The 24,508-nt window shown below is 53.7% G+C and carries 22 protein-coding genes; 11 read left to right on the top strand and 11 right to left on the bottom strand.

Annotated elements, in window-relative coordinates; genetic code table 11:
* Nucleotides 1-24 precede the first annotated feature (24 nt).
* Nucleotides 25-2,091, bottom strand: a complete 2,067-nt coding sequence (locus K0I31_RS15895; RefSeq protein ID WP_220078994.1) for a methyl-accepting chemotaxis protein — start codon at nucleotides 2,089-2,091, stop codon at nucleotides 25-27.
* Between the two features lie 307 nt (nucleotides 2,092-2,398).
* Nucleotides 2,399-2,647: a DUF3297 family protein gene (locus tag K0I31_RS15890; protein WP_011866839.1), complete on the bottom strand. Its 249-nt coding sequence runs from the start codon at nucleotides 2,645-2,647 to the stop codon at nucleotides 2,399-2,401.
* A 189-nt stretch (nucleotides 2,648-2,836) separates the two neighbouring features.
* On the opposite strand from K0I31_RS15890, the gene K0I31_RS15885 reads away from it, so the two are divergent.
* Complete coding sequence (locus K0I31_RS15885) at nucleotides 2,837-3,223, top strand: ribosome recycling factor family protein (protein ID WP_220078993.1); 387 nt, start codon at nucleotides 2,837-2,839, stop codon at nucleotides 3,221-3,223.
* 79 nt (nucleotides 3,224-3,302) lie between these two features.
* Here the strand turns inward: K0I31_RS15885 and K0I31_RS15880 are convergent, their stop codons facing one another.
* Nucleotides 3,303-4,232, bottom strand: a complete 930-nt coding sequence (locus K0I31_RS15880) for a hypothetical protein (protein WP_220078992.1) — start codon at nucleotides 4,230-4,232, stop codon at nucleotides 3,303-3,305.
* Nucleotides 4,225-5,940 carry a hypothetical protein gene (locus K0I31_RS15875; protein WP_220078991.1) on the bottom strand — a complete coding sequence of 572 codons (1,716 nt, stop codon included), beginning with the start codon at nucleotides 5,938-5,940 and terminating at the stop codon, nucleotides 4,225-4,227. The genes K0I31_RS15880 and K0I31_RS15875 overlap by 8 nt, the downstream gene beginning before the upstream one ends.
* Before the next feature lie 565 nt (nucleotides 5,941-6,505).
* Here K0I31_RS15875 and K0I31_RS15870 point away from each other — a divergent pair.
* From K0I31_RS15870 to K0I31_RS15855, 4 genes are all read left to right on the top strand, one after another.
* Nucleotides 6,506-7,078 carry an SOS response-associated peptidase gene (locus tag K0I31_RS15870; RefSeq protein ID WP_220078990.1) on the top strand — a complete coding sequence of 191 codons (573 nt, stop codon included), beginning with the start codon at nucleotides 6,506-6,508 and terminating at the stop codon, nucleotides 7,076-7,078.
* 131 nt (nucleotides 7,079-7,209) lie between these two features.
* On the top strand, nucleotides 7,210-7,494 hold the full coding sequence (locus K0I31_RS15865; RefSeq protein WP_220072169.1) for a hypothetical protein: 285 nt from the start codon (nucleotides 7,210-7,212) through the stop codon (nucleotides 7,492-7,494).
* 344 nt (nucleotides 7,495-7,838) lie between these two features.
* Nucleotides 7,839-9,407: a sensor domain-containing diguanylate cyclase gene (locus K0I31_RS15860; protein ID WP_220072168.1), complete on the top strand. Its 1,569-nt coding sequence runs from the start codon at nucleotides 7,839-7,841 to the stop codon at nucleotides 9,405-9,407.
* Nucleotides 9,408-9,631: 224 nt separating this feature from the next.
* The gene (locus tag K0I31_RS15855; protein ID WP_220078989.1) at nucleotides 9,632-11,818 is read left to right on the top strand and encodes an OsmC domain/YcaO domain-containing protein; all 2,187 of its coding nucleotides are present in this window, start codon (nucleotides 9,632-9,634) and stop codon (nucleotides 11,816-11,818) included.
* A 109-nt stretch (nucleotides 11,819-11,927) separates the two neighbouring features.
* Here the strand turns inward: K0I31_RS15855 and K0I31_RS15850 are convergent, their stop codons facing one another.
* Nucleotides 11,928-12,413 carry a hypothetical protein gene (locus tag K0I31_RS15850; RefSeq protein ID WP_220072166.1) on the bottom strand — a complete coding sequence of 162 codons (486 nt, stop codon included), beginning with the start codon at nucleotides 12,411-12,413 and terminating at the stop codon, nucleotides 11,928-11,930.
* A gap of 215 nt (nucleotides 12,414-12,628) precedes the next feature.
* On the opposite strand from K0I31_RS15850, the gene K0I31_RS15845 reads away from it, so the two are divergent.
* The gene (locus K0I31_RS15845; protein ID WP_258406522.1) at nucleotides 12,629-13,996 is read left to right on the top strand and encodes a phosphatase PAP2 family protein; all 1,368 of its coding nucleotides are present in this window, start codon (nucleotides 12,629-12,631) and stop codon (nucleotides 13,994-13,996) included.
* Between the two features lie 62 nt (nucleotides 13,997-14,058).
* Here K0I31_RS15845 and K0I31_RS15840 read toward each other — a convergent pair whose 3' ends face one another.
* Together K0I31_RS15840 and K0I31_RS15835 are read right to left on the bottom strand one after the other, a co-directional pair.
* Nucleotides 14,059-14,811 (bottom strand): sporulation protein, encoded by a 753-nt coding sequence (locus K0I31_RS15840; RefSeq protein WP_220078987.1) that lies wholly within the window; start codon nucleotides 14,809-14,811, stop codon nucleotides 14,059-14,061.
* A 125-nt stretch (nucleotides 14,812-14,936) separates the two neighbouring features.
* The gene (locus K0I31_RS15835) at nucleotides 14,937-15,827 is read right to left on the bottom strand and encodes a LysR family transcriptional regulator (protein ID WP_220078986.1); all 891 of its coding nucleotides are present in this window, start codon (nucleotides 15,825-15,827) and stop codon (nucleotides 14,937-14,939) included.
* A gap of 179 nt (nucleotides 15,828-16,006) precedes the next feature.
* Here K0I31_RS15835 and K0I31_RS15830 point away from each other — a divergent pair, with 179 nt between their 5' ends.
* From K0I31_RS15830 to K0I31_RS15815, 4 genes are all read left to right on the top strand, one after another.
* Nucleotides 16,007-16,312, top strand: a complete 306-nt coding sequence (locus K0I31_RS15830; protein WP_220078985.1) for a monooxygenase — start codon at nucleotides 16,007-16,009, stop codon at nucleotides 16,310-16,312.
* 11 nt (nucleotides 16,313-16,323) lie between these two features.
* Nucleotides 16,324-16,722 (top strand): hypothetical protein, encoded by a 399-nt coding sequence (locus K0I31_RS15825; protein WP_220078984.1) that lies wholly within the window; start codon nucleotides 16,324-16,326, stop codon nucleotides 16,720-16,722.
* Nucleotides 16,723-16,959: 237 nt separating this feature from the next.
* Nucleotides 16,960-17,205, top strand: a complete 246-nt coding sequence (locus K0I31_RS15820) for a hypothetical protein (protein WP_144201911.1) — start codon at nucleotides 16,960-16,962, stop codon at nucleotides 17,203-17,205.
* 228 nt (nucleotides 17,206-17,433) lie between these two features.
* The gene (locus tag K0I31_RS15815; RefSeq protein ID WP_220078983.1) at nucleotides 17,434-17,904 is read left to right on the top strand and encodes a cupin domain-containing protein; all 471 of its coding nucleotides are present in this window, start codon (nucleotides 17,434-17,436) and stop codon (nucleotides 17,902-17,904) included.
* Between the two features lie 138 nt (nucleotides 17,905-18,042).
* Here the strand turns inward: K0I31_RS15815 and K0I31_RS15810 are convergent, their stop codons facing one another.
* The 4 genes from K0I31_RS15810 to K0I31_RS15795 form a co-directional block, all read right to left on the bottom strand.
* Nucleotides 18,043-19,488, bottom strand: a complete 1,446-nt coding sequence (locus tag K0I31_RS15810) for a phospholipase D-like domain-containing protein (protein WP_011866824.1) — start codon at nucleotides 19,486-19,488, stop codon at nucleotides 18,043-18,045.
* 639 nt (nucleotides 19,489-20,127) lie between these two features.
* Nucleotides 20,128-20,430, bottom strand: a complete 303-nt coding sequence (locus K0I31_RS15805) for a DUF1840 domain-containing protein (protein ID WP_220078982.1) — start codon at nucleotides 20,428-20,430, stop codon at nucleotides 20,128-20,130.
* 146 nt (nucleotides 20,431-20,576) lie between these two features.
* The gene (locus K0I31_RS15800; RefSeq protein WP_220078981.1) at nucleotides 20,577-22,247 is read right to left on the bottom strand and encodes an amidohydrolase; all 1,671 of its coding nucleotides are present in this window, start codon (nucleotides 22,245-22,247) and stop codon (nucleotides 20,577-20,579) included.
* A 137-nt stretch (nucleotides 22,248-22,384) separates the two neighbouring features.
* Nucleotides 22,385-23,473: a GGDEF domain-containing protein gene (locus K0I31_RS15795; RefSeq protein ID WP_220078980.1), complete on the bottom strand. Its 1,089-nt coding sequence runs from the start codon at nucleotides 23,471-23,473 to the stop codon at nucleotides 22,385-22,387.
* A 244-nt stretch (nucleotides 23,474-23,717) separates the two neighbouring features.
* Between K0I31_RS15795 and K0I31_RS15790 the strand changes: the two genes are divergently transcribed.
* Nucleotides 23,718-24,398: an energy-coupling factor ABC transporter permease gene (locus K0I31_RS15790; RefSeq protein WP_220078979.1), complete on the top strand. Its 681-nt coding sequence runs from the start codon at nucleotides 23,718-23,720 to the stop codon at nucleotides 24,396-24,398.
* Nucleotides 24,399-24,508: the final 110 nt, after the last annotated feature.

Here is a 24,508-nt window from a genome sequence, read left to right as displayed (position 1 = left end):
CAGAGCAGAGGCGCCGAAACTAGCCTAGGCTAGCTTGAATTTACTCACCATGGCGCTGAGCTGTTGATTGGCGGCCGACAGGCTCTGAGTGCTTTCCAGTGTCTGTTGGCCATTTTGCAGCAGGGTCTGGGCCATCGCCTCTATGGTGTGCATGTTTTGGCTGATCTCGGCCGTTACCACGCTCTGCTGCTCTGAGGCGCTGGCGATCTGGCCGCCCAGGTCGTTGATCTCGGCGATGGAGTTGGTGACGGCGCCCAGATTTGAGGTGACGCGGGCGGTATTTTGGGTGACTTGCTGGCAGCTGTTTTGGGTTTCCAGCATCAGCTGCTCTGCGGTGTCGGCGTCGCGTCTCAGGGTGGAGAGGATCTGCTCTATCTGTGTGGTGCAGGACTGGGTGCGTGAGGCGAGTGAGCGCACCTCATCGGCCACCACGGCAAAGCCGCGTCCCTGCTCGCCCGCCCGGGCCGCCTCGATGGCGGCATTAAGTGCCAGCAGGTTGGTCTGATCGGCGATCTCTTTGATCACCCCCAATACCGAGATGATCTGATTGGTGTTCTCGCTCATAGTGTGAATGCTCTGGCTGGCCGAGTTCATCTCGCTTGCCAGTGCCTGGACACTGCCGGCGGCATCCGAGACGGTGAGTGTCGAGGTCTTGGCCTCTTCGTTGGCCTGATGCGTGCTGGTGGCCATCTTGCCCGCGCTCTGGGCCACGGCGTCTGCCGAGGCATTCATCTGGCTGATGGCGGTGACTACAAGCTCAGTCTCGCTGCTGTGTTTACTCAGCGCCTGACGATTGTTTTCCGAGTGGCTGTCGAGTTGGCCTATCCCCTGGGTGATCTTCTGTGAGGCGTGGGAGATCTCCAGCATCATCGCCTGCAGGTAGCCGATGAAGCTGTTAACCGAGTGGCCGATGGCCGCCAGTTCATCCTTGCTGGATATGGCCAGCCTGGAGGTGAGGTCGGCGTCGCCGGTGGAGAGGGTGTCGATGCGGTTTTTCAGCATCACCATGTCGGCGATGATCTTGTTGAGCAGGAATACGCAAAACGTCAGGGCGATGATGATAAGCAGGCTGGCAATGGCGATGCTGCGGTAAATTTTCTGTTTGAATATCGCCTCAGTGCCAGCGGTGAGCCCCTGTTCGATGGCGCTGATGTTGGACTCATAGGTGCCCGTGCCTATCACCCAGCCCCACTCGGGGAGGATCTTTCTGACATAGGCGATCTGCGTCTCTTGGCTGTGGGTCTTAGGGTCGGTGACAGGTAAGGCGACGAAGGCATCCGCTTGGTTACCGAGTGCCTGTTTCGCCTTGGCGGCGTTTGGTGTGACTTGGCCTATTTGAGATGACTGCGAGTGGGCTAATATCTTGCCGCTACTGTCCTGTATCCAGAAGTGGCCGTCTTCGCCAAACTTGGCGGCCAGCACGGTCTGCAGCGCGCTGTTAAGTTTGTCTTGTTTCAATGTGCTAACATATTCCCCGGTGGCGATCACCAGATTGAGCGGCTCGAAGTAGAAGGAGGCCGAGAGTTTCTCTTCCACCTGACCGGTCGATGGGTTGGAGAAGAAGTAGCTGGTAAATCCAATAGGATTGGCCCTAGCGGCGGCGACTATGTCCCGGGCATAGTAGTTACCTTTCTCGTCCAGGGCATCGCGGCTGTTACCCATGGAGACGCCGCCCATGCCGGATGCCTCATTCTCCAGGGTGTCAGCATTGTAGGCAAACAGGTAGCGGCCGTTACCCCATTGATACTCATTGAGGAAGGTGTAAACCATCATGGCGGCATCGTCGGTGAGGTTGTTCTCGTACATGCGATTAATGACATCGTGGAACATCTTTATCTCATCCCCCAGCGCCTGCTTGATATTGGCTTCTCGGGACTGTTGGTAGAAGTCGTTGACGGAGCGGCTGAGGGTGTCGACTTGGCCGATGAGGTTCTGTTTGATGAGGGCTTCAACCTGTTGGTTGATGTTGCTCTGTTCCTGCTTTAGGACCTCTTGCGCGATGATATAGGTGTTGATGATAAACAAGCCTGATACCGCGACAAGTAAAGCACCTACTAATATGATTAGTTTAGCTTTTATTGTTATTTTCATAAGAACCAGCCTAAGACAATTTTGACTAGATATAAGAAAAATCTAATGGATATTAAGTGGCAAAATTAACCCAAAGGCAATCTGGCGTTTACAGAAGCGTGATGTGGATGCAACTTGTTTGGCGCAAATGAGAGTTGATTAACAGATATGGCCAAGAGGTGAGCCAGGTGGCATTTAAGCTGAATCTAACTGATTGGCTAGATTAGCAAATATGGCTAGACCTATAGGATAAGAGAAGAAATGCAGGCATGAAAAAGGGAAGCCTGGGCTCCCCTTTAGTGTCGTGTCTTAATCTCAGCTTGTCGCTTTACTTATAGAAAGCTTCGATGGTGCCTTTGACTGTCATCATCAGCGGTTGGCCGTGACGGTCTAGGGCTTTAGGGCTAGGGATCTTCACCCAGCCTTCACTGATGCAATACTCTTCGACATTGAAGCGCTCTTTGCCGTTAACGAGAATGCCGATGTCGTGCTCGAAGTAGTCGGCCACATGGTGTGGGCTACGTGGATTGACAGATAGGCGATCGGGCAATGCAGGTAGTGATTTCGTGTCAGTCATAGTGGTTATCTTCATCAAAAAAGTTGTGCGCTATTGTAGGCAATAGTGTTGGTGGGCTCAAGAAATAACAGGTGGCAGGCGAAACCGCGAGAAGCAGGGTTGAGCGTTCGCCTTGAGTTTTTGTGTCTGGGCTGGAAAAATGGCCTGCCTGTTTACTATCGCCGCCCACATTTTGAGGATTTTGTCGCCATGAATGAAGCGATCGTCATCGCCTTACCTTCGCTGATCCATCGTATCGGCCGGGAGCAGGTGACTCAGGCGCAAATCCTGGCGGTGAAATTTGGCTGCAGCCTTAAGCGGGTGCGGCGTTCGCGCAACTGGCAACTGACTGGCGGCGCGGTGGATGTGCAATCCTTTACCCTGGCGCTTAAGCAGTGTCAGCCAGCGATGGCGCCCTATCTGATCGCCAAGATCGAGGCGGGTCTTCTGTTACATGCCGACAAGCTAGAACCCTTGCCCGTCAAGTTGGTGCGCCTGATCCGCGAGACCCCAGGCATCACCCTAGGGGAGCTGATGGAGCAGACCAAGTGCACCATTATCGAGGCGCGCCAGGCCAGGTTCGATGCCGATAGTTAAACCAAGTTTTTAATTTAAAAACAAGGGGGATAGCCGATTTGGCTATCCCCCTTGTGGTTATGGGTCAGAATAAAAGGCGCTAGGCGTTCAGTCTGCGCCAGGCACTGCCCATCAGGGTGAAGATGAAGGTGAACAGTTTGTAGGTGAGCCAGCAGAAAAAGATAAAGCCACCGATCATCAACACCCAGACAATCACCTCTACCGTGGTCGAAGGCTTCTTCTTAGCCTTGTCTGTCGCTTTTTCTGTTTTCTCATCTGCCTGTTCGTTGGCGGCGGTTTGACTGCTTTGCTCAGGCTCCGCGACCTTAGTGCTTGCCTTGCCGTCATCTGCACTGCTGGTGTCGGCTGTGACCGGCTTGCCATCGATCGATTGCAGGATGACGCCGAATTGGTTCTGGTTGTGGTCCAGCCTGACCTTGAGATTACGGGTCTTATAGCCCTTCTCGCTGACCTCTAGCTGGTAGTCTCCGGCGGCCAGTGGCATGCCGAACTCATATTTGGGCCCTATGTTCATCACCCTGACCTTTGCCGTGGTCGGCTGGGTCACTATCTCCAGCGGGAAGCTCTTACGGCCCTTCTCCCAGAAGGTGAGGGTTGCAATGTTGCGACGCTTGGCCTGAACATAGACTTTGCGGGTGATGGCCTGCTTCTTCTTGTCCTTAGGGCTGGCCTTGAGCCAATAGGTGCCGGGTGCCAGATAGGCGCGGCGGCTGATCGCTATCCCGGTGCCATTGGCCTGACGTGACAGGGTTGCCTTGTCGAGATCTGGGTTGCGGCCCAGGTCCAGCAGGCCGGCATTCTGGTTGGTGCTCACCAGTTGATATTGGTTACTCTCCACCTGTGCGATTAGGTGTGACAGCCCCGGCAGCTGAGCCAGTTCACCGGCGAAGGCCTCGAAGATGCCATCTTCAATCTTATCTTTGATCTTCTGCTTCAGATCGGCGTGGGCGACCTCGGGGGCAAGGATCAGTAGCAGCGCCGCACAGCAAGGTAAAATCCATTTATTCATCCGAACCTCCGATGATCTGCAGCAGTCCTGCGGCCAGCTCTGGGGCGGCATCGCCCAGTAGGTCGATGATCATCAATACTGTATCGGTATCACCGTGATTGACGATATAGTCGCGGATCATGGCATCGACCATCTCTTTGTTTTGCTTGTAAAGCTCCTCACCGCTGCTCTTGATCAACTCGTCGAGCGCCTCGCCTCTGAGGGCATCTTCGAGCTTCTGGGCTAGCTGGTTCGAAGTCTCCGTCTGGCGTTTGACTTCAAATGCGGTCTGATTATTAAACTCGATCGTATGATCGTTAATCTGCGCCTCCTTGATGCCCATCATCTGGGCAAACAGGGAGCTGATGTTGGAGAGGGCGACCACGTCGAAGATGTTTTTTTCGATCTCCGCTTTTTCCGGCATCTTCTGTTTGCTGGGTCGGCTAACGTTACAGATGTTGGCATCTGGGAAGCATTTATATTCTCCCTTGGCCGCCTCGACGCCGTCTATCACAAGACGCCATTCGAAGACCAAGCCAAAGACCAGCCAGAGAATATTACCGCCGGGATATTGGGTATCTCCCATGGTGATCGTCTCGTGCCTGAGTTCGCCAGTCCATACGCCGGATGAGCGTTTACCGTTTTGTTCGTTGAGGGACTGCATGTAACTGAACTCCAGGCTGACTTCAGGTTGTTTAAACCCTATGTCGCTATGTGGAGTGAACTGCACCAGCTCGTCGCCAAGGAAGCGTTTTTTGCCCTGGTTCAGCACGCTGGCGAGCTGTTTCTCGATGATTCTGCCGGCAACCTGGGGCTCGGGGTAGGTGAAGCGCAGGTGTTCCGGCGTCTTGAGCAGCTGAGCCTCAAAGGCATCGGGTTCGGCCTTCTGCTCGGCGCGCGCCTTGCGATTGGCGTAGTAACGTTGCATGAAATATTGCGGGTCTAAGCCACTCCAGCCGCCGACGAGCAAATTAATGTCTATGTCGCTAACCGGTTTGGTGCAGCTCATGTGTGTAGCTTTAACGCTGATCTGTGAATGACCCGTCTTGATCACCTTATGCAGCATGTCGAGGAACTCGGCATTGAGTCCTCGCTCGGCCCAGCCCTTGCGGTACATCTCGAGTTTCAGGCGCCCACGCTGATCGATCGACTGCATGGCGACATCCGCCTTCTTGATAAAGCGGGTGCAGTGGGCACGTCTGAGGGGATTGCTGCGTGCCCAGGTTAAGAAGTCGCGGTAGCCGGCCTTGGTGTCTGTGCTGACGGCCTCCTGCCAGCGCTTATCGGTATGGCGGTGGCGAGACAGGTAGGCGGTGAGCCAGACGAGCAGCAGCAAGGTGCCTAAGAATTTGCTCACTCCCTGAAAGCGCGGCGCGTAGGGGAACTGCTGGCTGAGGGATTTCTCTGTGGCCTTGCTCATGGGGAAGCTGGTTTGATAATCCAGCGACAGCAGCACAGGCTTGGCCAGTGCCTTGATGGGCAGCAGGCGGTTCTCTTCCCAAGCGAACACTGTCTGTACCTTGCTCTTGTAGGTAAATGTCTTGTCTGTGTAGATCTGATATTTCACCGAACCGAAGGCGATCACCACAAACCAGGCGGCGGCGCCTATCATCAGGTAACGGGCGAGTCGTCTTAGCTTGAGTCGCCAAATCGAGTCGGGTTTAGACTTGCTGAGCTTGCGAATAAACATCCATGCCACAAAACAGCCAAGAATGATCAGTTTTATCATTATCTCTTCCGTGTCCGAGCTGAGGTGTCATGGCGCGAGTTGGACTGAGTGATAGATTAGATGCGCCACGAACTGGGGTTACTTTTGTTAAAAACTATACCTATAGCCGCGGCGAAAAGAAACCTAAGCATTAGCCTAAGTGTGTGATTAATCACAGAAGATTAACATTGCTGTCATTAAGGTCTCGGCTTGGTGGCCTGTATTGCCGAACGAATGAAGGGGTGATGCAAAGAGGCAATGATGAAGGTTGTGAGGATGGTTTTAGAGATAGGAGTAGGGCGGTTTAGAAGATTATCTGCCCGCCACATCCTGAGTCAGAACCTTTCGCTGAAACGGCAATGGCAAAGCAGATTTTCTCTTGATGTTAAGAGCGGCGTTAATAGCTTTGTTAAGAGCGCTGCTAAGATCAGTATAAAGAGCCTAGCCTAAAGCGAAAGTGGACAGCGCAGGCCGAGTGTTTTAGCTTGAAGGCTATCTTTTATGCTCCTTAGGGCAAGCCAATCATTTGGCTCGGCTCAATTGGGGAGAAGCCAGTTGCAAGCATCCAGTGAAGAGGGAACAGACTATGTGTGGTCGACTCAATGTGATAAGCGATCCCCTGTGCGACTGGGTGTCGGGTCAGCTGGGGATCAAGTTTCATAGCGAGAGCAATAACGACCTCCGGCCCACCCAGCAGCTTGGGACCATAGCGCTGGACGGCGGCGCCCTGCGGCAGGTGGATGCCAGCTGGGGGATTAAGCCTGATTGGGCCAAGCGGCTGCTGATCAATGCCCAGGCCGAGACGGTGAGGCAGAAGCGCACCTTCGCCCAGGCCTTTGCCCTGCATAGGGCTGTGGTGCCCTGTAGCGGTTGGTATGAGTGGCAGCAGGCGGGCGGCGCCAAGCAGAAGTATCTGTTTCAAGGCCGTGACGGACAGCCGCTCTTGATGGCGGGGATCCTCTATCCTCAGATTGATGGCAGCCATGCTCTGGTAACCCTTACCACCAAGCCGATAGCCAGCTGCGCGCCCTATCATCATCGCATGCCGCTGCTTATTGAGCCCCAGGCGCTGGATTTCTGGTTTCACTCACAGCCCCATGAGCTGGACGCGCTGCTGACTGCGCCGGAGATCTCGCTCGCCATTACTCCCTGCATGTGAGCGTCAGTCTCTGCTTTGGTCCCTTCGATTATGCGCAGCACTCACCTAGGCTTTGATCTCCGTCATGGCTTGGCGGTTAATAAGTGGTCAGTATATTAGGCAGTTTAGATATGTAGTTACAGGAGGCTGGGGTGACAGAGGAAAAGGAGGCGGATGCTAAGCTGATTCGGCTGCTCAAGACCTGTATCGTCATTGGGCTCTGCCTGATTTTGCTGGGGATCTATCTGCATAACTTTAGTGAAACCATGGAGGCCATGGGAGTGACCGGCATTATCATCAGCGCCGTTTGTGTGGCCTTCGGCATGGTGCTCTCCTTGCCGACCAAGATGTATCTCACCTTTATCCTGGTTAAGCGCGAAGCTCAGGTTAACAGCGAAGCTATGGTTAAGCCCGAAGCAGAGAAACAGCAAGATTAGTCGGCCTGTCCTCGCTCGATTGTTATAGCTCCAAAGTCATAGCTCGAAAGTCATAGCTTGTCTGTCAGAGCCTGACCGCCTCTACTATATTTGCCTGTGGAGTCGTTGCCTGGGGAGTCGTTGCCCCTGGGGGCCTTGTATTTAGGCGCCTTGTATTTTGGGCCTTTAGGGCGGTCCGCTCAGTAGCCCTATGCTCATGTATAATTAGCAGATGCTGAATTAAAAGGTCAGTTTTTAGAACAAGGTTAAGGTTTTGAATGACAAGGTAATTTATACTGTGTCGGAATTAGGCCTGCTCGGCTGGCCGTCTTAATGAATCTGGATGAGTAAAACATATCGCCATTATGGATAGAGATGCCCCTCAGGAAGTTAACCTGACCTACGCTAAATACAAGAAGAGCATGGTGTATTCACTGCTGCTCCTGCTGTTCCTGTCTGCCGTACTGGCAATTGTCTATCTGATGTCCAGCGGCAATATCTCCCGCGAGCGAGAGATGCGCCAATATGCCGAGCTTGGCAACATGCAGGCGAGTCTGCTGGCCGAGCTCAATATCGTCGGCACCGACCTTGCCTATTACGCTCACAGCGAGTTGGCGGTGTCGACCCTGGAGGAGAAAGATCCTAAGGCTAAGGGGTACCTCACCTCGTTGATGTTCCAGATAGGCAATCTCTATAAACATTACGATCAGCTCCGCCTGCTCAATGACAGGGGCGACGAGGTGATCCGTATCGATCAGCAGCGGGATAATAGCCTCCAACTGGTGCCGGACGAGGCGCTGCAGAATAAGGCCGACCGCTACTATTTTCGCGAGCTTGCCGGACTCAAGCCCGAGGAGATCTATGCCTCGCCGTTCGATCTCAACGTGGAGCACGGTGAGGTGGAGCAGCCCCTTAAGCCCACCATACGTTTCGCCACGCCCATCTACAGTAAGGCGGGGGATTTTATCGGCGCCGGGGTGATCAACTACAAGGGTAAAGACCTTTTGCAGATCATCGACGATTTGAATGTGCATGAGGGTGACAGGGTCTATCTGCTGAATCACAAAGGTTTCTATCTCAAGGGAGAGCAGGCCGACAAGGAGTGGCGTTTCATGTTCCCCGAACGTGAGCAGCTGGGCTTTGACAGCGAGTATCCAACTGCCTGGCGCCAGATGCAAAAGGCGGAGCTGGGCAAGGTGGTGACGGACGATGGCGAGTACTATTTCAGCCGCTTCAAGCTGGCGCCCCATTCGCTGTTTAACATAGTGAATAGGGAAAGCGCCTACCTGGTGATGTTTGTGCCCGAAAGCACCATTCAGGCCGCGCAGCAGAACCTCAACAACAGTGCCCTGTTCGCCTTCTTGTTGGTGTCGCCCATGTTTATCTTCCTGGCCTACAAGCTGGCCGGTTCTCAGATAGAGCAGCAGCGCCTGTTTAGTAAGCTTACCTTCGACGCCCGCCACGATGCCCTGACCGGCCTGTATAACCGCAGCGCCATCATAGAGTATCTGGGCAAGAGCATCAGCCGCAGCCGACGTCAAAAGGCGCAGCTGGCGGTGAGCTTCATCGACGTGAACGATCTGAAGAAGACCAATGATCTGCACGGTCATGAGGCGGGGGACGATCTGCTCAAGGGCGTGGCCAGCGTGATCAACATGTCGATCCGCGACGGTGACTTTGCCGCCCGCATCGGCGGCGATGAGTTTCTCATCGTCTTTGTGGACTGCGACGGCAGCTGCGCCAGCGAGATCATGGAGCGGATCCAGGCCGCCTATGGCGTCATGGGGCTTGGCAAGACTGGCAAGGAGTGGAGCCTGAGCTTCGGCTGCACCCAGCTGCTGCACGAGACCGACGATGTGGACAGCATCATAGAGCGGGCCGACAGCCTGATGTATGAACACAAGACGGGGCAGAAGAACCAGCTGCTGCCTTAATCCGCTCTACTCATCTGTTTCTCTTATTTGATCTATTTTCTAAATTAACCACCGGCGCGGCGCAGCTTCTTTGTCGCCCCGGTGGTTAATTCGGCCCATTTGGCCTTTTTCGGTAATTAACCCAAGACTAATGGGGCAAAAACACCGATAATTCCCCTCAATTGTCTCATTTTCAAATAAAGCATGCTGGCCCACGGGTACAGGCGCGCAGTGGAAACCACCCCATGGAAATCAAAGTTAATTTTCTCGATAACCTCAGACTCGAAGCCAAATTCGACGATTTTACCGTCACCGCCGATCAGCCCATCCGCTACAAGGGTGACGGCTCGGCGCCTAGCCCCTTTGATTATTTCCTGGCGTCGTCGGCCTTGTGCGCGGCCTATTTCGTAAAGGTCTACTGTAAGGCGCGCGATATCTCGACCGACAACATTCGTCTGTCACAGAACAATATCGTCGACCCGGAAGATCGCTATAACCAGATCTTCCAGATCCAGGTCGAGCTGCCAGACGATATCTCGGACAAAGATCGCGAGGGGATCCTGCGCTCCATCGACCGTTGTACCGTGAAAAAGGTGGTCCAGACTGGCCCAGAATTTAAGATTGAGACGGTAGAAAACCTGGACGCCGATGCCAACGCCATGTTGATGGGCCAGCCTGAAGGCGACAGCAGCACCTATATTCTGGGTAAAGATCTGCCGCTTGAGCAGACTATCGCCAACATGACGGAGATCCTGGCTGGACTCGGGATGAAGATAGAGATCTCCTCCTGGCGCAACATAGTGCCCAACGTCTGGTCGCTGCATATTCGTGACGCGGCCTCGCCCATGTGCTTCACCAATGGTAAGGGCGCGAGCAAGGAGAGTGCCCTCTGTTCGGCCCTGGGCGAGTTTATCGAGCGTCTGAACTGTAACTTCTTCTACAACGATCAGTTCTTCGGCCTGGATATCGCAAACAGCGAGTTTGTGCACTACCCCAACGAGAAGTGGTTCGCCCTCACCGATGACGACTCGCTGCCTGAAGGCATGCTGGATGACTACAGCCTGGAGATCTATAACCCGGATGGCGAGCTGTGCGGCTCGCATCTGATCGATACCAACTCGGGCAACATAGATCGCGGCATCTGCACTATTCCTTACAAGCGCCGCTCGGACGGTGAGACAGTCTATTTCCCATCGAACCTGATTGAGAACCTGTTCTTAAGTAACGGCATGAGTGCGGGCAACAACCTGCAGGAGGCTGAGGTGCAGTGCCTGTCGGAGATCTTCGAGCGCGCGGTGAAGCGTCAGATCATCGAGCAGGAGATAGTGCTGCCGGACGTGCCTATGGCCGTGCTGGAGAAGTACCCTAGTATTCTTGCCGGTATCAAGGGACTCGAGGAGCAAGGCTTCCCCGTGGTGGTGAGAGACGCTTCCCTGGGCGGTCAGTTCCCCGTGATGTGTGTGACCCTGATGAATCCTAAGACTGGCGGCGTGTTCGCTTCCTTCGGTGCGCACCCAAGCTTCGAGGTGGCGCTGGAGCGCAGCCTGACCGAGCTTTTGCAGGGCCGTAGCTTCGAGGGTCTTAACGATGTGCCTAAGCCGACCTTTAACAGCATGGCGGTGAGCGAGCCGGAGAACTTCGTCGAGCACTTTATCGACTCGACCGGGGTGATCTCCTGGCGCTTCTTCAGTAACAAGGCGGACTATGAGTTCTGCGAGTGGGACTTCTCCGGCACCAACGAGGAGGAGGCCAAGGGGCTGTTCGGCATCCTGGAAAGCCTAGGCAAAGAGGTCTATGTCGCCGAGTTTGAAGAACTTGGCGCGTCTGCCTGCCGCATCCTGGTGCCTGATTACTCTGAGGTTTATCCGGTGGACGACCTCATCTGGGACAACACCAACAAGGCGCTGGACTATCGTGAAGATATCCTTAACCTGCACAGACTGAGCGATGATGAGCTTGCCGATCTGGTCAATCGTCTGGAAGAGAGTCAGCTGGATAACTACACGGATATCCGTACCCTGATCGGCATCGTCTTCGACGAAAACACCGTCTGGGGACAGCTGACCATTATCGAGCTGAAGATCCTCATCTATCTGGCGTTGGGCGCACACGAAGAGGCGCTGGAGCTGGTGGAAGACTTCCTGCAGTTCAACGACAACACGGTGCAGCGTGGCCTCTTCTACCAGGCGATGAGCGCGGTACTCGAGGTAACTCTGGATGAAGAGCTCGAGCTTGAACACTTCATCGGTAACTTTACCCGCATGTTTGGTGAAGAGGTGATGGCTCAGGTGGTAGGTTCGGTGAACGGCGAGGTGCGCTTCTCAGGCCTTACCGAGACCAGCATGGCGCTGGAAGGGATAGAGCCGCACCTGCGTCTTATCGAGAGCTACAAGAAGTTGCATCAGGCCCGTAAAATTAAAGCCGGCCTTTAATCTTTAGTACTGTTAGTAACAGATAGTGAGTTACAGATAGCGAGTTAAAAAAGCGAGCCTTGGCGCTCGCTTTTTTGTGCTCGATTTTTCGTGGCTGTTAGCCGAGTGGTTAGCCGTTAGCCTTGGCGCAGGCGGCTGCCTTTTGCTGCTGCACCTCTGGGCTTTTGTCTTGCATCGCCTTGAGGATCAACTCATTACAGCGTTTCTGCGCCCGTTGCTGCTCGCTGCGCAAACTTGGCTCGCCTATGTGGGCGATCATCGGCTTATAGCTGAGGGAGGCGTTACAGTACATGGTCGACAGGCGTCTGCCGTGCTGATTGAGATCGTCACGCCTGGAAAGCTGCTGACACAGACTGCTGAACATGCGCTTGGCCTTGCGGGTGCAGTAGGCATATTGAGTGACGTCTTGTTTGATGTCGGCGCAGACGCTCTGATCCCGGATACGCCACAGCTGATGTTGAAAGCCGATGGCCGTGTCTTCATACACCAGACGCTGGCTGACAAGGCGGGTATTGGCGGCATCTTCATAGCTGGCGACAATGTTGCTGCTGACCATTTCTAGATAGGCGGCAAACAGCTGGGAGATAGGGTCCATGACTCGTCCTTAAGTGGTTAACCTTAGCCATTTCCTTGCTAAGGGCTTTTGTGATCAGATACTTGGCCTATGCATTAGGCGGCGATATTTTACGCGATTTAGTGCCTCAGGGCTAGTGATTAGCCACAGCATGAAGCATTTGCATCTACACTTTGGGCAAGTATCTGCTTTGCCGGGAGTCAGTTATGCCAATCAAAGCTTTGCGATTAAAAGCTATGCAATTAAAAGCTACGCCATTAAAAGCCACGCCATTAAAAGCCATGCCACTAAAAGCCAAGCGACTACAAACCAGTGCTCTGTTGGGGGCGAGCCTGAGCTTCTTCGCTATGGCGGCGCCCTATAACGCCATCAATGAGTCGATAGACGATGGTTTTGTCGAGGCCGGAGATATATTGGTGATTGCCATTCCGGCGACCGGATACCTGGCGTCCTGGCTCTATGATGACTTTGAGGGCGCCAAGCAGCTGACCTTCTCTGTGCTGACGACCCAGCTTATCGTCGAGGCGACCAAGAGCACTGTGGGGCGCTATCGACCCAACTCAAATGTGGCGGGTGGAAGTTATAAGTCTTTTCCCTCTGGCCACTCCGCCGGGGCCTTCTCTGGTGCCGCCTTTCTGCAGTCGCGATACGGCAATGCTTGGGGGATCCCCGCCTATCTGGGAGCCGGTGTGGTGGCCGCCAGTCGGGTGCATGGCAGACGGCACTACGCCGATGACGTGCTCGGTGGTGCGGGCATCGCCATACTGGTGAACCAGTATTTCGTCGAGCGCTACGATAACCAAGGTCTGGCGGTATCCCTCTTTCCCAATGATGAAGGTGGGCTGCAATTTAATCTCTCTATGCCCCTGGATGGGCCCCTGAATGGCCGAGCTGGCCCGCGCGCCGAGAAGCGTGCTCAGCCTGCGGTTCGTGGCCCCAAGCGTCACCGCTTTGCCGTTAATCTCGGCTTTAACATGACAGATTCTCTGGGTATGGCAGGGGCGAAAGATCTGCTGCCAGACAGCCAGCTGGTGGACGATCATCAGCCGTTTTCCTATCTCTTGTACGAGTACTTAGACTCAAGTAAGACCTCGCTACAACTCGAACTTTCGCCTAACGAGACACGCCTGTTTGGCACCCTCTCGGGGGAGTTCGAGCTGGATGGTAAGCAGTATCAGGACGGTGACTCCCTCTATCTGGCTTTCAAGCAGTGGAGCCTGGGTTCGCAATATTTTTATCGTTTCGCGCCCCAGGGGGATTGGCACTTCAAGTTAGGTGGCGGTCTATATGCCTATTTGGTAGAGCTAGAGGTGGACTATCTGACCGGCGGTCAGTATGCCGGTGAGGGTAGCCTGGAGGTCATGCCCTCTATCGAAGGGCGAACCCGTTATCATATCGGTGGCGGATTGTCGGCCGATGCCATGGCACGTTTTCAGACTTGGTCCGGTAATCAACTGGTCGCAGCGGAAGCTGGCCTAAGCTACGCCTTGGGAGAGGAGTGGGTGATGGGGCTCAAGTATGCCTACTCAGAGGCCAAATGGGATGCGCTTAACATGGAGTATCAGACGGACTCTATCGTCCTCACGGTAGAGAACAGATTTTAGCCTGGCCACCTGCTTGCAATCTGCAGATGGCGGCAGGCTTTTGGTGCCCTAATGTGGCGATATTAACCGAGTAACTCTTCCACGTATGGGCGCACCGCCTCTATAGTGTCTAGCTCGTTGGGAATAGCGATGCTTCGGTAGCCGTCGCCGAGGAAGGCGCGATCCACTTCGAGCAGCACGCCTGTCTCCTCGCCGTTGTCGACGAAGCTGACTTCCAGCTCTCTGGCGCCAAAGAAGGAGTGAGACTCGGGTTTAAACTCATATTCCTGGTAGCAGGGCAGGTGCGAGGAGAACTCGTGGGCGTGGATATAACCCGCCTCGATATCTGTCTTGTAGAGGCGATAACCAGCCTGCTCGATAAGCTCTAACACCGCCAGCTGGGTGGGTGAGGGTAAGATGGTCAGCGGATCTTTATCGCTGCCGTCGATGCCGTTCTTGATATCTAGGCCGGTCTGTAGCCAGATCTTACCGATGCGCTGACCGAAGAGGCGGGTGGCCGGGGTCTCGGGATGCAGGTTGAGGGTAAACTGGCGCGTAATGGCCTCTCCTGGGGCTATGGTCTGCTTCAGCATGGGCTTCCAGCTTTGCAGTACCAGGCTCTTGTTATATTTTATCTCGTCCTCGCCGACGCTTTTTTCCGCCTTGGCCTCTGCCATGATGGCGAACTCCAGACCGTTGAGTTCCTGCTCCACCTCTCCGCCTGTGATCACTACCTCGATACGAAAGGGCTCTCCGGCGCGCAGTTGCTCATCGAGTAGTATGGTATCGACATTGGCCTTACCTATGCCGACACTGGCTAAGATCTTCTTTAACATATTCTTTCCTTGAAGGTTTAAAATTCGCGCTGACCCTAACATTGTCTGTTTAGACCTGCAACTCCAGCAGCGTAATCACTTATTGCCCCTAAAGACTGGGCTTTCGCTGAGTGGTCTTCTTGCTACTAAGGCGCCACTCGCTGGGCCGCCGAAGCCAGCAGCAGCTGATAGAGGTGTTTAGCCGCAGGCCCCGTCTTGGCCCCCTTGGGGAGCGTCAGATGCAGGGGCACCTGATAGCTGTGGGCATGCTCCAGGTTGAGCACGCTAACGTTTGGGTCTCGATATCTCTCAATGACGTGGTGGGGCACGCGGCAGTAACCGAGCCCAAGAGTAACCGCCTGCCAGGCGTGGTCGAAATTATCTACCGTGATGCGTTGATTGGACTTTAGCCAGCCGACATCCTGTTGACTCGTGTCGCCCAGATCGCGGATCACTATCTGGCGGTTTATGGCCAGATCGGCCGTAGTCGGCGAGGGAATAGCGGCGAGGGGATGTTGCCTGGCGACAACGGGGTAAAGTTTAACTAGGGCGAAGGTCTCAGAGGGATAGTCTTTGATAGGCAGATTGATGATGGAGATATCAGCCTGCTCCTCAACCACCATCTGGGTGGTTTTCGATAGCGAGGTCTCGACCACTTTGACCGAGGTGGCACTGTTGTGGGTGAGGAACTCACTCATTGGCTGAAACAGCCAGCTGCGGTCGCAGAGGTGATCTATGGCGACTACGAGCTGTGACTCTAAGCCGCTGGCGATCTGGGTGCTGAGCTCCTCGAGGGTCCTGGCCTGCTCCAGCATGGCATTCGCCCGCCTAAGTAACGACTTGCCCTGATCGGTGAGCACCGCCTTACGCCCTGCGATGCGCAGCAGCGGCAGGTCTAGCTGAGCTTCCAGTTTCTTCACGGCGTAGATTAAGGTGGTGTGGCTCTTGTTGAGGGACAGCGCCGCCGCCTGAATGCTACCCGCCTTATCTATCTCCAGTAGCGTCTGCCATTGATCTAGGGTCGTCTTGAGTTTCATCGGTCTAATTTCTCTACATTAATGCGCAATATTATGAACTTTAATGTCTATATTTTGCGAGTAGTATGACACTCATCGACGGCAAACGCCTAGCACGTTTGCTAAGAAGCCTTACAAGATCCTTCGTCTTAGGAGGGATCCCATTAATGAATCAGTTAAACCGCATCTGGAGAGAGACGATGAGCAAGTTATTACAGGTAGATTTTGCATTTGAAGGCCCTTTTGGTCAGGAGATGGCCGAGCAGTTGGTGGGGCTGGCCGAGTCTATCAATCAGGAGCCTGGAATGATCTGGAAGATCTGGACTGAGAGTGAGAAGGATAAGTTAGGTGGCGGCATCTATCTGTTCGAAGATGAAGCTTCGGCGCGTGCCTATTTGGCCATGCACAGTGCCCGCCTCAAGGCGATGGGCGTCGACGAGGTACGCGGTCAGATCTTCGATATTAACCTGCCGCTGTCGGCTATCAATCGGGCCCTACTGGCCTAAGGAATGCTGAGATGACCAACAAGGTTTTCTTGAGTCTACACGGCGCCATTTACGGCTTGTTCGCCATAGTGCTCTTTTGCCTGCCGTTGCAGGTATGGCCTCTCTATGGGGTGCAGATACAGGATCAATATGCTTATTTCCTGTCGCAGCATACGAGCATCTTCTTAGGGGGCATTGCACTTGTGGCTTGGCTACTTAGGGAGTTAGCCCTGGGCAAGGTGGCGAAGAAGCTGATACTGGCGTTACTCCTGACCAATCTGTTGGGAGTGGCGATCACCACCTATGCCGGCGTGAAGGGAATATTTACCGGTTTTGGCTGGAGCGATCCCATCTTCTTCGCCGTGATGGTACTGCTGTCGGCGGCCCAATACCGTAAACAGGGGACGCTTTATACCAATCACGGTAAGTAAGTGATCAGAAATAGCGCAGGAAAACGTTTGAGAACAAGGCATTATTTTCGATAAGTAGTTATTCTACAATCAAAAATAGTAACGCCGTTATCGAACGTTTTAACAAGTTAGCATGGTCAGTTATTTACCACGATTGGTATTAGCCCCAACAAGGTTCACATCTTGGCTCACTCAGGGTAGAGTACGCGACATAGTGTTAGGCCCGTTAGCGGGCGGATGAAGATGAGAAGCAAAGTCATGAGTGATGATAAAACGGTTATCGACAACCTGGATGATCTTGCCAGCTTCCTGCTGGCGGTAGAAAACGGCGGCCTGGGACTGGAAGGGGTCGAAGGGGTTGGGATGGCGACCAATAACGCCGATGGCCGCCATTTTGTGGCCGTGTTCGATAAGAACCACAAGCTCCTGCATGCCCGTTGGATCACAGATGAAGTGTTCGAGCAGGGCAAAGAGATGGTGCGTCACGGCGTCTCTAAGCACTGAGATCTAGCGAATTAGTAAAGATAATAAAAGCCCAAGGCATAATGCTCTGGGCTTTTTTATTTAGGTTATTATGCGACACGCTTGCCTCGTTGCTCAGCTCGAGTCACAGCATTAAGTATCAACATAGGTTAGAGTGCTAGGCCATTGACTTAGGTTTGATTTAGGGCCATTAACTCAAGGGCAAGAATCCTAAAGCTGAGTCGGTTAGAACATGAAGAAGGAGAGGTTATGCAGCGCGCGGAAGATTTCATCAATGCATTGCAGTTAGAGCAACATGTGGAAGGGGGCTATTATCGCTCCTCCTACCGGGCACAGGAGGCCTTCGATGACAGGCGCCAGCTGTGGACCAGCATCTATTTCCTGCTGCGCACCGGCGAGGTGTCCCATTTTCATCGCCTGACCGCCGATGAGATGTGGTATTTCCATGGCGGCGAGCCACTGACCATCTATATGATCGACGGGGCGGGTGAGCTGACTACGGCTGAGCTGGGGCTGGACGTGGCCGCAGGTCAACGGCCGCAATTTTGGGTGCCTAAGGGCTGTATCTTCGGCTCGGCCATGAATAACCCGGGCTTTTCTCTGGTGGGCTGCATGGTGTCGCCAGGCTTTACCTTCGAGGATTTCGAGCTGTTTGAGCGCCAGCCGCTGCTGGAGGCCTATCCACAGCATAAGACGATCATAGAGCGTCTGACCCGTTAACCCTTTGGACGGCGTTTGCAGACGATTTTTACGGCGTCACCGCTTAGGAACGACTGCAAAAACAAACGGTAAAGTTACACAGCCTCCCATGAAAAAGGGCGGCCCAAATAGGCCGCCCCTTAATGCTTTAGCGAGTGACTACTTGCTCTGCCACTGAGCGATATAGTCTTTCAGATCTATCATGGCGGCGTTACCCACGTAAGGCACGGCGGCCAGGGCATCCATGTCGGCAATCGGTCTGGCGGCGATGATATTGTTGGCGGCTGTCTTGTTCATGGCCGCGTCGATATCCAGCTCGGTCAGAGTCGCGTTGTTGACGATATCCAGTACTACACCCACTTCGCTGGCGCTAAAGAAGACCCCTTCCCAGGTGCCTTCCTCATAGGCGGGCTTGGCGCACTCAGTTCCGTTGCCTGCTACGCAATAGGTGTAGCTGAAGTGTCCCTCAAACTCGGCGGCGGTCTCGGCGTCGTGGATAACCACTATGTTTTCGTCGTTACCAAAGGCCGCGGCGCCACTGATATTGTGGGACCCCGTCAGTACCATATCGTCTATAATCATGTACTTATGATGGAATTTATCGTTGCTGTTTAGCTTGGCTACGCGCACATCGGCAGGGTTTTCCCAGATGTTGTTGGCGGCGCCAGTGTAGCTGTCCACCTCGATCTCACCTGAGGTGTTAGGCTTTTCTATGCCTAACATATCCTGAAATTCAGAGTAGTAGCGAGAGAAGAAAGACGCATCGCCCAGGCCTTGCACCTCGACGCCGGCATCGTGTCTCAGCTCCATTTCATCGGCTACATCCTGGGCGCTAATAACAAATTGCGCCAGGTGAATACGATATTGGGCGTTACGAATGTATTGCTGCATGTTGTATAGGGTCGAGCCCACGTAGACGCTTGGCGACTGCGGGGTGAACTGTACATCGATGCGGATATTGTCGTTGTTGGTGTAGACGGTCTCCAGCTGATGATCAGGCTTACCCAGGCCAAAGAGTGAGTCTTTGGCGCCGCCCTGACCGTCGCCCCACATCAGATTGAACTGGTGGGTGTAGACGCTGGCTAGCTGGTTAGAGTCGATGATAACGATATGGTTATCATTGCCTTCGCTGATCAGGTTGCCCTGGGCATCCAGATCGCCATGCACGCCAGACTGACTAAAGTTGGTGCTGCCGGTGAGTACCTTCTTGCCGTCGACGACGATGAATTTGTTGTGCTGGATCTTGGAGCCTGAGCTACCGTTTTCGGTATCGTCGATCCAGGGGACGCCGCCTTGATTTAAGATGGCGATGGCCTGGTCATTCTCGCCGGCGATGTTGTCTTCGTCGGTGACAAACTTTACATCGACGCCGCGCTGTTTAGCGGCCACCATGGCATTGGCAATACCGGGCAGATCGAGATCATAGATCGCCATATACAAGGTGCTATTGGCGGAATCGATAAGCTGGATAATTTTCTGTTCAAGGTCGGCTTGAACGGCCGGTGGATTGACCACGTGATTAAAGTAAACTTCAACATCATCGGCATAGCTCATTGACGAAGCTAGCGATAACAACAACCCCATACTCAGTTTATTAATTTTCATGTTTTACCTTATTTTTATAATAAAAGTGTAAATCGAAAATGAGTAATCTGAATCCAATTTTCATTGTAGGTTTTAGCTACGTTTAACCATCCTTAGTTTAAAAACTCGACAGCATACTAACAGCCTATTATGACAATTAGTAGGTGTGATTTAACAAAAGTCATACAAATGTCTCAGTTTTTGTACATTTTAAAATTATGCGCGTTATCTGTTAGTTATGCAGTGTGTTGAATAAAATTTGCCCGATTAGGCGTCTAAAATGACTAATCATTCTGTCGCGATTGTTTTGCTTTAAAAACAGCGAAATAAGCAGAATAACTCTTGCCGGTGGCTAAGCTGCGACAGAGAGTTTGAGAAGGTTTAGGGGAATAGCTTATAACTGGTTAATATTATTTGTTTTAGATTTTAATTTGGCCAAATTATTTGAACTTGTCTTGCTTGTTAATTAAGTGTTAATTGATTTGTGCTGAAAACAGGTAGGATATATTAGACTGATTTGCTGGAGAGTTTTTGAATAAAAATAACTCAGATAAAAGAGGCGATATTGAAGATTCTGTGAATATAGTAAAAAGTATAAAATCGGTTCGGTAAGAGACATTCACGAGCCGATTTTATGTGTGCCTATTTTCGTATTACAGATTATTCCCACATCACGTTGTCATTATTCTTGGCCGCCGACTCGAATAACTCGATGAGGGGCAGCGCCCTTTGTCTCAGGCTCACATAGGGGCCCTTATCGTCCTCGTCATCTTCTGTCTGTGTGAGCTGAATCGGTGCATTGGCGACCGCCTGTTGCAGTCGGGCCAGCGCCGCGGGCACATCTTCGGCGCGAATCGCCCCCGGCACCGAGGTGCTGTGGCCGAGTATCTTTAAGAAGGTCTGGGCCACATCGCCAAACAGGGTGATGTTGGCATAGTGCTTGGTTTTAAAGGTGACTAGCATGTTGCGACTCCTTGGTGTGCGCCGGGACTATGACTCGACTAGCAATAGCCTGTCGATTGAATTATAACCTATTGTCTATTAAACGTTTTGTATTTAGACGGTATAAAAAAGCCCGGTAATCGAACCGGGCGCTTTTAAGTATTTCGTTACTGGGCATTCTTGATATCGAATACCTTGTGGCCATTGACCCAGGTCTGGTTCACCTGAGTTTGCCATAGCTGCTGCGGGTCCATGGTGAAGGGATCGCTTTCTAAAAGGATGAAGTCGGCCTTCATGCCGGGCAGCAGTTCGCCTATCTGGGTTTCCTGATGGGCGGCGTAGGCGGCGTCATGGGTAAAGCTGTTTAGCGCTTCGGTGAGGCTCATCTTCTCGCCGGGATACCAGCCTAGCTCTGGGCGGTTAGCATGATCCTGGCGGGTGATAGAGGCGTGCAGACCAAAGAAGGGATTGGCCGACTCGATGGGAAAGTCTGAACCTGCGGCAATCACCGCGCCGCTATCCAATAGCTTACGCCAGGCGTAGGCGCCCTTGATCCGCTGCGGGCCGACCCTGTCTTCGGCCATGTTCATGTCGCTGGTGGCGTGGGTTGCCTGCATGGAGGCGATCACCCCAAGCTCGGCAAACCTGGGAATGTCGCTCAGCTGCAGTATCTGCGCGTGCTCGATCCTGTGTCTCAGCGCCTTGGTGTGGGTCTTGGCGATCAGACTCTGGTAATCATCCAGTACCAGCTTGTTGGCGCGATCGCCAATAGCATGGGTGTTCACCTGAAATCCCGCTTGCATCGACTTCAGCATCAAGGCCTTCAGCTCATCTTCCTTGTAGAGTAGCAGTCCCTTATGGCCGTGCAGATCCGAGTAGTCCTGTAGCAGTGCGGCGCCGCGGCTGCCCAGGGCGCCATCGGCGGAGATCTTCACGCTGCTGATATCCAGCATGCTGCCAGGATGGCGATAGGGGCCCTTGGCCAGCGTCTGGTCGAACTGACTATCGTCGGCGGCGACCATGGCGTAGATGCGGATCGGCATCTGCTTATCGTCTGCCAGTTGGCGGTAGGCGGCGAGAGTATCGTGACCGACACCAGCGTCGTGTACACTGGTGAGGCCGAGACGGGCGAGATCTGTCATGGCTGCACGTAGCACGCGGGCCTGCTCGGGCTGGGTTAGCGCTGGGATCTGCTGCTCGATAAGCGCCATGGCATTGTCGATAAACACGCCGCTGGGTTGTCCCTTATCGTCTCGGACGATCTCGCCGCCGCTGGGGGCCTGGGTGTCGGCATTGATGCCCGCTAGCTTCATGGCGGCGCTGTTGGCCCAGCCGGCGTGGCCATCGACCCGTCTTAGCCACACAGGAGTGTCGGGAAAGGCCTTATCCAAGGCTTTGGCGGTGGGGAAGCTTTTCTCTGGCCAGAGCACCTGGTTCCATCCCCGGCCCAGCACCCAGTTAAGATCCCTGTTTTGCTTTCTAAAGGCCTGAACTCTCTCTACGGCCGCCTGTTCTGACTCGCTGCCCTTGAGATCGACCCGTATAAGGTTTAGCCCCCAGCCGAGCACATGGCCATGGGCATCGATGAGTCCGGGCAGCATGGTCTGCCCCTTGGCATCGATCACCTTGACGTTAGTGGATTGCGTTTGCAGTTCACTCGGCCGCTGCTGGTAGATCTTCTCTATCTTGTCGCCATTAAAGGCGATGGCGCTAAATTGGGTCAGCTTGCCCTGCTCTAGGGTGTAGCCCTTGAGGTTATGGATTAGGGTGGTTTGTGCCAGGGCACTGCCGGAAAGCAGCAGGCCAACGGCGAGGCTTACTTTAGTTAGGGTATTCATATTATTGGTTTTTTTAGGTTGTTATTGGTTTCATACTAGCAGCTTAAGCGCCGCTGGCAAACTAGCCATAGGTAGTGACTGGTACGCGCCAGGATAGCCTGAGCTAAAGCCGCAGTAGCGGCCTTAATTGCTGATGTTTAGTCGTTAACGGCGCGGATGTGGGGGCTTTCGGCTTCGGCCACGACCCGATTGCGCCCCGTGTGCTTGGCCTGATAGAGGGCGTTATCGGCGCGGTTGACCAGGGTCTTGGTTGTGTCATCTTCCCTAAGCTGGGCGGCTCCCAGGCTGATGGTGAGAGACTGGCCATCAAACTTCTGTGCGGCGATATCCTGGCGTAGCTGTTCGGCCACGGCAACACAGATTGAGAGTGAGGTCTCGGGCAGCAGGATCACGAACTCTTCACCGCCCCAGCGGGCCAGAAAATCCCCCTCACGGCAGAGGCTCCTGAGGCTGTCTGCCAGCTGGACCAGCACGCAATCGCCGGTCAGGTGACCGTGGGCATCGTTAATCTGTTTGAAGTAATCCACATCCAGAATCAGCAGGCTAAAGGGGGTCTGCCGGTGACGGCTCTGCAGCACATACTCCTCCAGCGTGATGTCGAGCTTCTCTCTGTTGTAGAGACCGGTTAGCTTGTCTGTCTCCGCCAGTTTCTGGATCTTGGCGTTGCGCTCGCCCAGCTGACGATAAGCCGAGGAGCGGGTGCCCTCGTAGAAGCGAAACAGCAAGATATGGGCAATCGATACTTCGATGACATTGAACAGGGCCCCCATGCCGAAGGTGACGGGCCTGGCCTCCTGGATCTGGTTATAGACTATATAGGCGCACACGCCGAAGGCGATTAGAGAGACCAGGCTGCCTCGTTGCCGGCCGAGGAGGAAGAAGGCGAACGGCGGGATCAGGGTTGCCCAATAGAGGGAGTGGGCATAGCCGCCCACAGAGGCAACGAACAGCAGGATCAATCCGGTGACCATCAGGGTCACCGCCCAGGAGGCGAGGTTGACGTTGGCGGTGCGGTTGAAGAAGGCCAGAATCGATAGGGAGAGCACGAAGCCGCTGGCGTCCAGGGTGGCGTACTCATAGCTCTCGAAATAGAAGATATTGAGCAGGGTAAGCACCAGGAAGAAGCTGCTGCTGAGCAGCAGGGTATGGCCGATCAATCGGGTGCGCCAATAGTCTCTGTGCCCCGGCGGATATTGGGCAAAGTCTTTGTACCAGTACTTTAGCATGATGTCCCTTTCCTCACTGCGTCAAAGGATTATTACCCAAAATTAAGTAGATTAACAGTGGCTTATATCGAGGTGATTTTTCGGTTCGTTTTCGCCAGCTTTTACTCCTGCTAGTCTCAGGATTAATGACGCCGAGTCTGTGTCTATGCTAGGGTGAGCGCCAAGGGAAAGCGGTTTAGCGAAAGATATTAGCGGACATTTGCGCTAAGCGGGCCGCTAGGGTTTTGATGGGGTTAGAAAGGCGATGACGGCATTCTTGCTACAAAGATGGAGTGAGATTGATTGGCAACTTGGCGGCGCCCAGCTGCTGACCATGGCCGTGCTGGCACTCTGGCTTTGGGCCATCTGGCCGGTCGAGGATGTGAAGGCGCTGATTAAAGACAAGGCGCTGCAGACCCGCTTGCTGCTGGCCATCTTCTTCGTCAATGCCCTCTGGCTTATCGACGCCAGCATCACCCCGGGGATTCATGCCCACTTTCTCGGCCTGGTGACACTGATGCTGATGTTTGGTTGGCGCCTGGCTACCCTGGCGCTGCTGTTGCCGGTCGCCTTCTTCGCCACCTTCATGCTTAAGTTGCCGCTGGATTTCGCCATCTATGGTTTGGTTGCTATCGCCTTGCCGCTGTTTCTCAGCTATGTGGTCTACAGTAAGGTGTTTAAGTATCTGCCGCACCATCTGTTCGTCTACATCTTCTGCGGCGCCTTCATGAACGCCTTCCTCTGCATAGTGTTTCACATACTCAGCTGGTCGACCTGGCTCTACCTGACGACCGACTATGACTGGGCCTATTTGACGGATAACTACCTGCTGCTGATCCCGCTGCTGGCCTTTCCCGAGGCGCTGCTGAATGGCATGGCGGTGACCCTGATGGTGGTCTATCGCCCCGAATGGCTCTATGACTACTCGGACAGAACTTATTTCTAAGCACTTGCTGTAAAAGAACTGGCTGTAAAAGCACTGGCCGTAAAAGTACCTACTGTAAAAATCATGTGAGAACTGCCTGTTAGCTTGATTTTAATCAAAGGTTATCAAGA

It is taken from the genome of Shewanella spartinae (assembly GCF_019457555.1).
Taxonomy (GTDB): Bacteria; Pseudomonadota; Gammaproteobacteria; order Enterobacterales; family Shewanellaceae; genus Shewanella; species Shewanella loihica.
Note: the sequence above shows the minus strand (reverse complement) of the source record. Positions and strands in the feature narration are given on the sequence as shown.

What these genes read in the sequence shown, in the direction of transcription:
- K0I31_RS15825 (WP_220078984.1), top strand. Translation starts at nt 16,324, where the DNA reads ATGACCAACAAGGTTTTCTTGAGTCTACACGGCGCCATTTACGGCTTG.
- K0I31_RS15880 (WP_220078992.1), bottom strand. Translation starts at nt 4,232, where the DNA reads ATGAATAAATGGATTTTACCTTGCTGTGCGGCGCTGCTACTGATCCTT.
- K0I31_RS15895 (WP_220078994.1), bottom strand. Translation starts at nt 2,091, where the DNA reads ATGAAAATAACAATAAAAGCTAAACTAATCATATTAGTAGGTGCTTTA.
- K0I31_RS15845 (WP_258406522.1), top strand. Translation starts at nt 12,629, where the DNA reads ATGCAATTAAAAGCTACGCCATTAAAAGCCACGCCATTAAAAGCCATG.
- K0I31_RS15885 (WP_220078993.1), top strand. Translation starts at nt 2,837, where the DNA reads ATGAATGAAGCGATCGTCATCGCCTTACCTTCGCTGATCCATCGTATC.
- K0I31_RS15840 (WP_220078987.1), bottom strand. Translation starts at nt 14,811, where the DNA reads ATGTTAAAGAAGATCTTAGCCAGTGTCGGCATAGGTAAGGCCAATGTC.
- K0I31_RS15850 (WP_220072166.1), bottom strand. Translation starts at nt 12,413, where the DNA reads ATGGACCCTATCTCCCAGCTGTTTGCCGCCTATCTAGAAATGGTCAGC.
- K0I31_RS15815 (WP_220078983.1), top strand. Translation starts at nt 17,434, where the DNA reads ATGCAGCGCGCGGAAGATTTCATCAATGCATTGCAGTTAGAGCAACAT.
- K0I31_RS15870 (WP_220078990.1), top strand. Translation starts at nt 6,506, where the DNA reads ATGTGTGGTCGACTCAATGTGATAAGCGATCCCCTGTGCGACTGGGTG.
- K0I31_RS15890 (WP_011866839.1), bottom strand. Translation starts at nt 2,647, where the DNA reads ATGACTGACACGAAATCACTACCTGCATTGCCCGATCGCCTATCTGTC.
- K0I31_RS15820 (WP_144201911.1), top strand. Translation starts at nt 16,960, where the DNA reads ATGAGTGATGATAAAACGGTTATCGACAACCTGGATGATCTTGCCAGC.
- K0I31_RS15805 (WP_220078982.1), bottom strand. Translation starts at nt 20,430, where the DNA reads ATGCTAGTCACCTTTAAAACCAAGCACTATGCCAACATCACCCTGTTT.
- K0I31_RS15795 (WP_220078980.1), bottom strand. Translation starts at nt 23,473, where the DNA reads ATGCTAAAGTACTGGTACAAAGACTTTGCCCAATATCCGCCGGGGCAC.
- K0I31_RS15860 (WP_220072168.1), top strand. Translation starts at nt 7,839, where the DNA reads ATGGATAGAGATGCCCCTCAGGAAGTTAACCTGACCTACGCTAAATAC.
- K0I31_RS15800 (WP_220078981.1), bottom strand. Translation starts at nt 22,247, where the DNA reads ATGAATACCCTAACTAAAGTAAGCCTCGCCGTTGGCCTGCTGCTTTCC.
- K0I31_RS15835 (WP_220078986.1), bottom strand. Translation starts at nt 15,827, where the DNA reads ATGAAACTCAAGACGACCCTAGATCAATGGCAGACGCTACTGGAGATA.
- K0I31_RS15830 (WP_220078985.1), top strand. Translation starts at nt 16,007, where the DNA reads ATGAGCAAGTTATTACAGGTAGATTTTGCATTTGAAGGCCCTTTTGGT.
- K0I31_RS15855 (WP_220078989.1), top strand. Translation starts at nt 9,632, where the DNA reads ATGGAAATCAAAGTTAATTTTCTCGATAACCTCAGACTCGAAGCCAAA.
- K0I31_RS15810 (WP_011866824.1), bottom strand. Translation starts at nt 19,488, where the DNA reads ATGAAAATTAATAAACTGAGTATGGGGTTGTTGTTATCGCTAGCTTCG.
- K0I31_RS15790 (WP_220078979.1), top strand. Translation starts at nt 23,718, where the DNA reads ATGACGGCATTCTTGCTACAAAGATGGAGTGAGATTGATTGGCAACTT.
- K0I31_RS15875 (WP_220078991.1), bottom strand. Translation starts at nt 5,940, where the DNA reads ATGATAAAACTGATCATTCTTGGCTGTTTTGTGGCATGGATGTTTATT.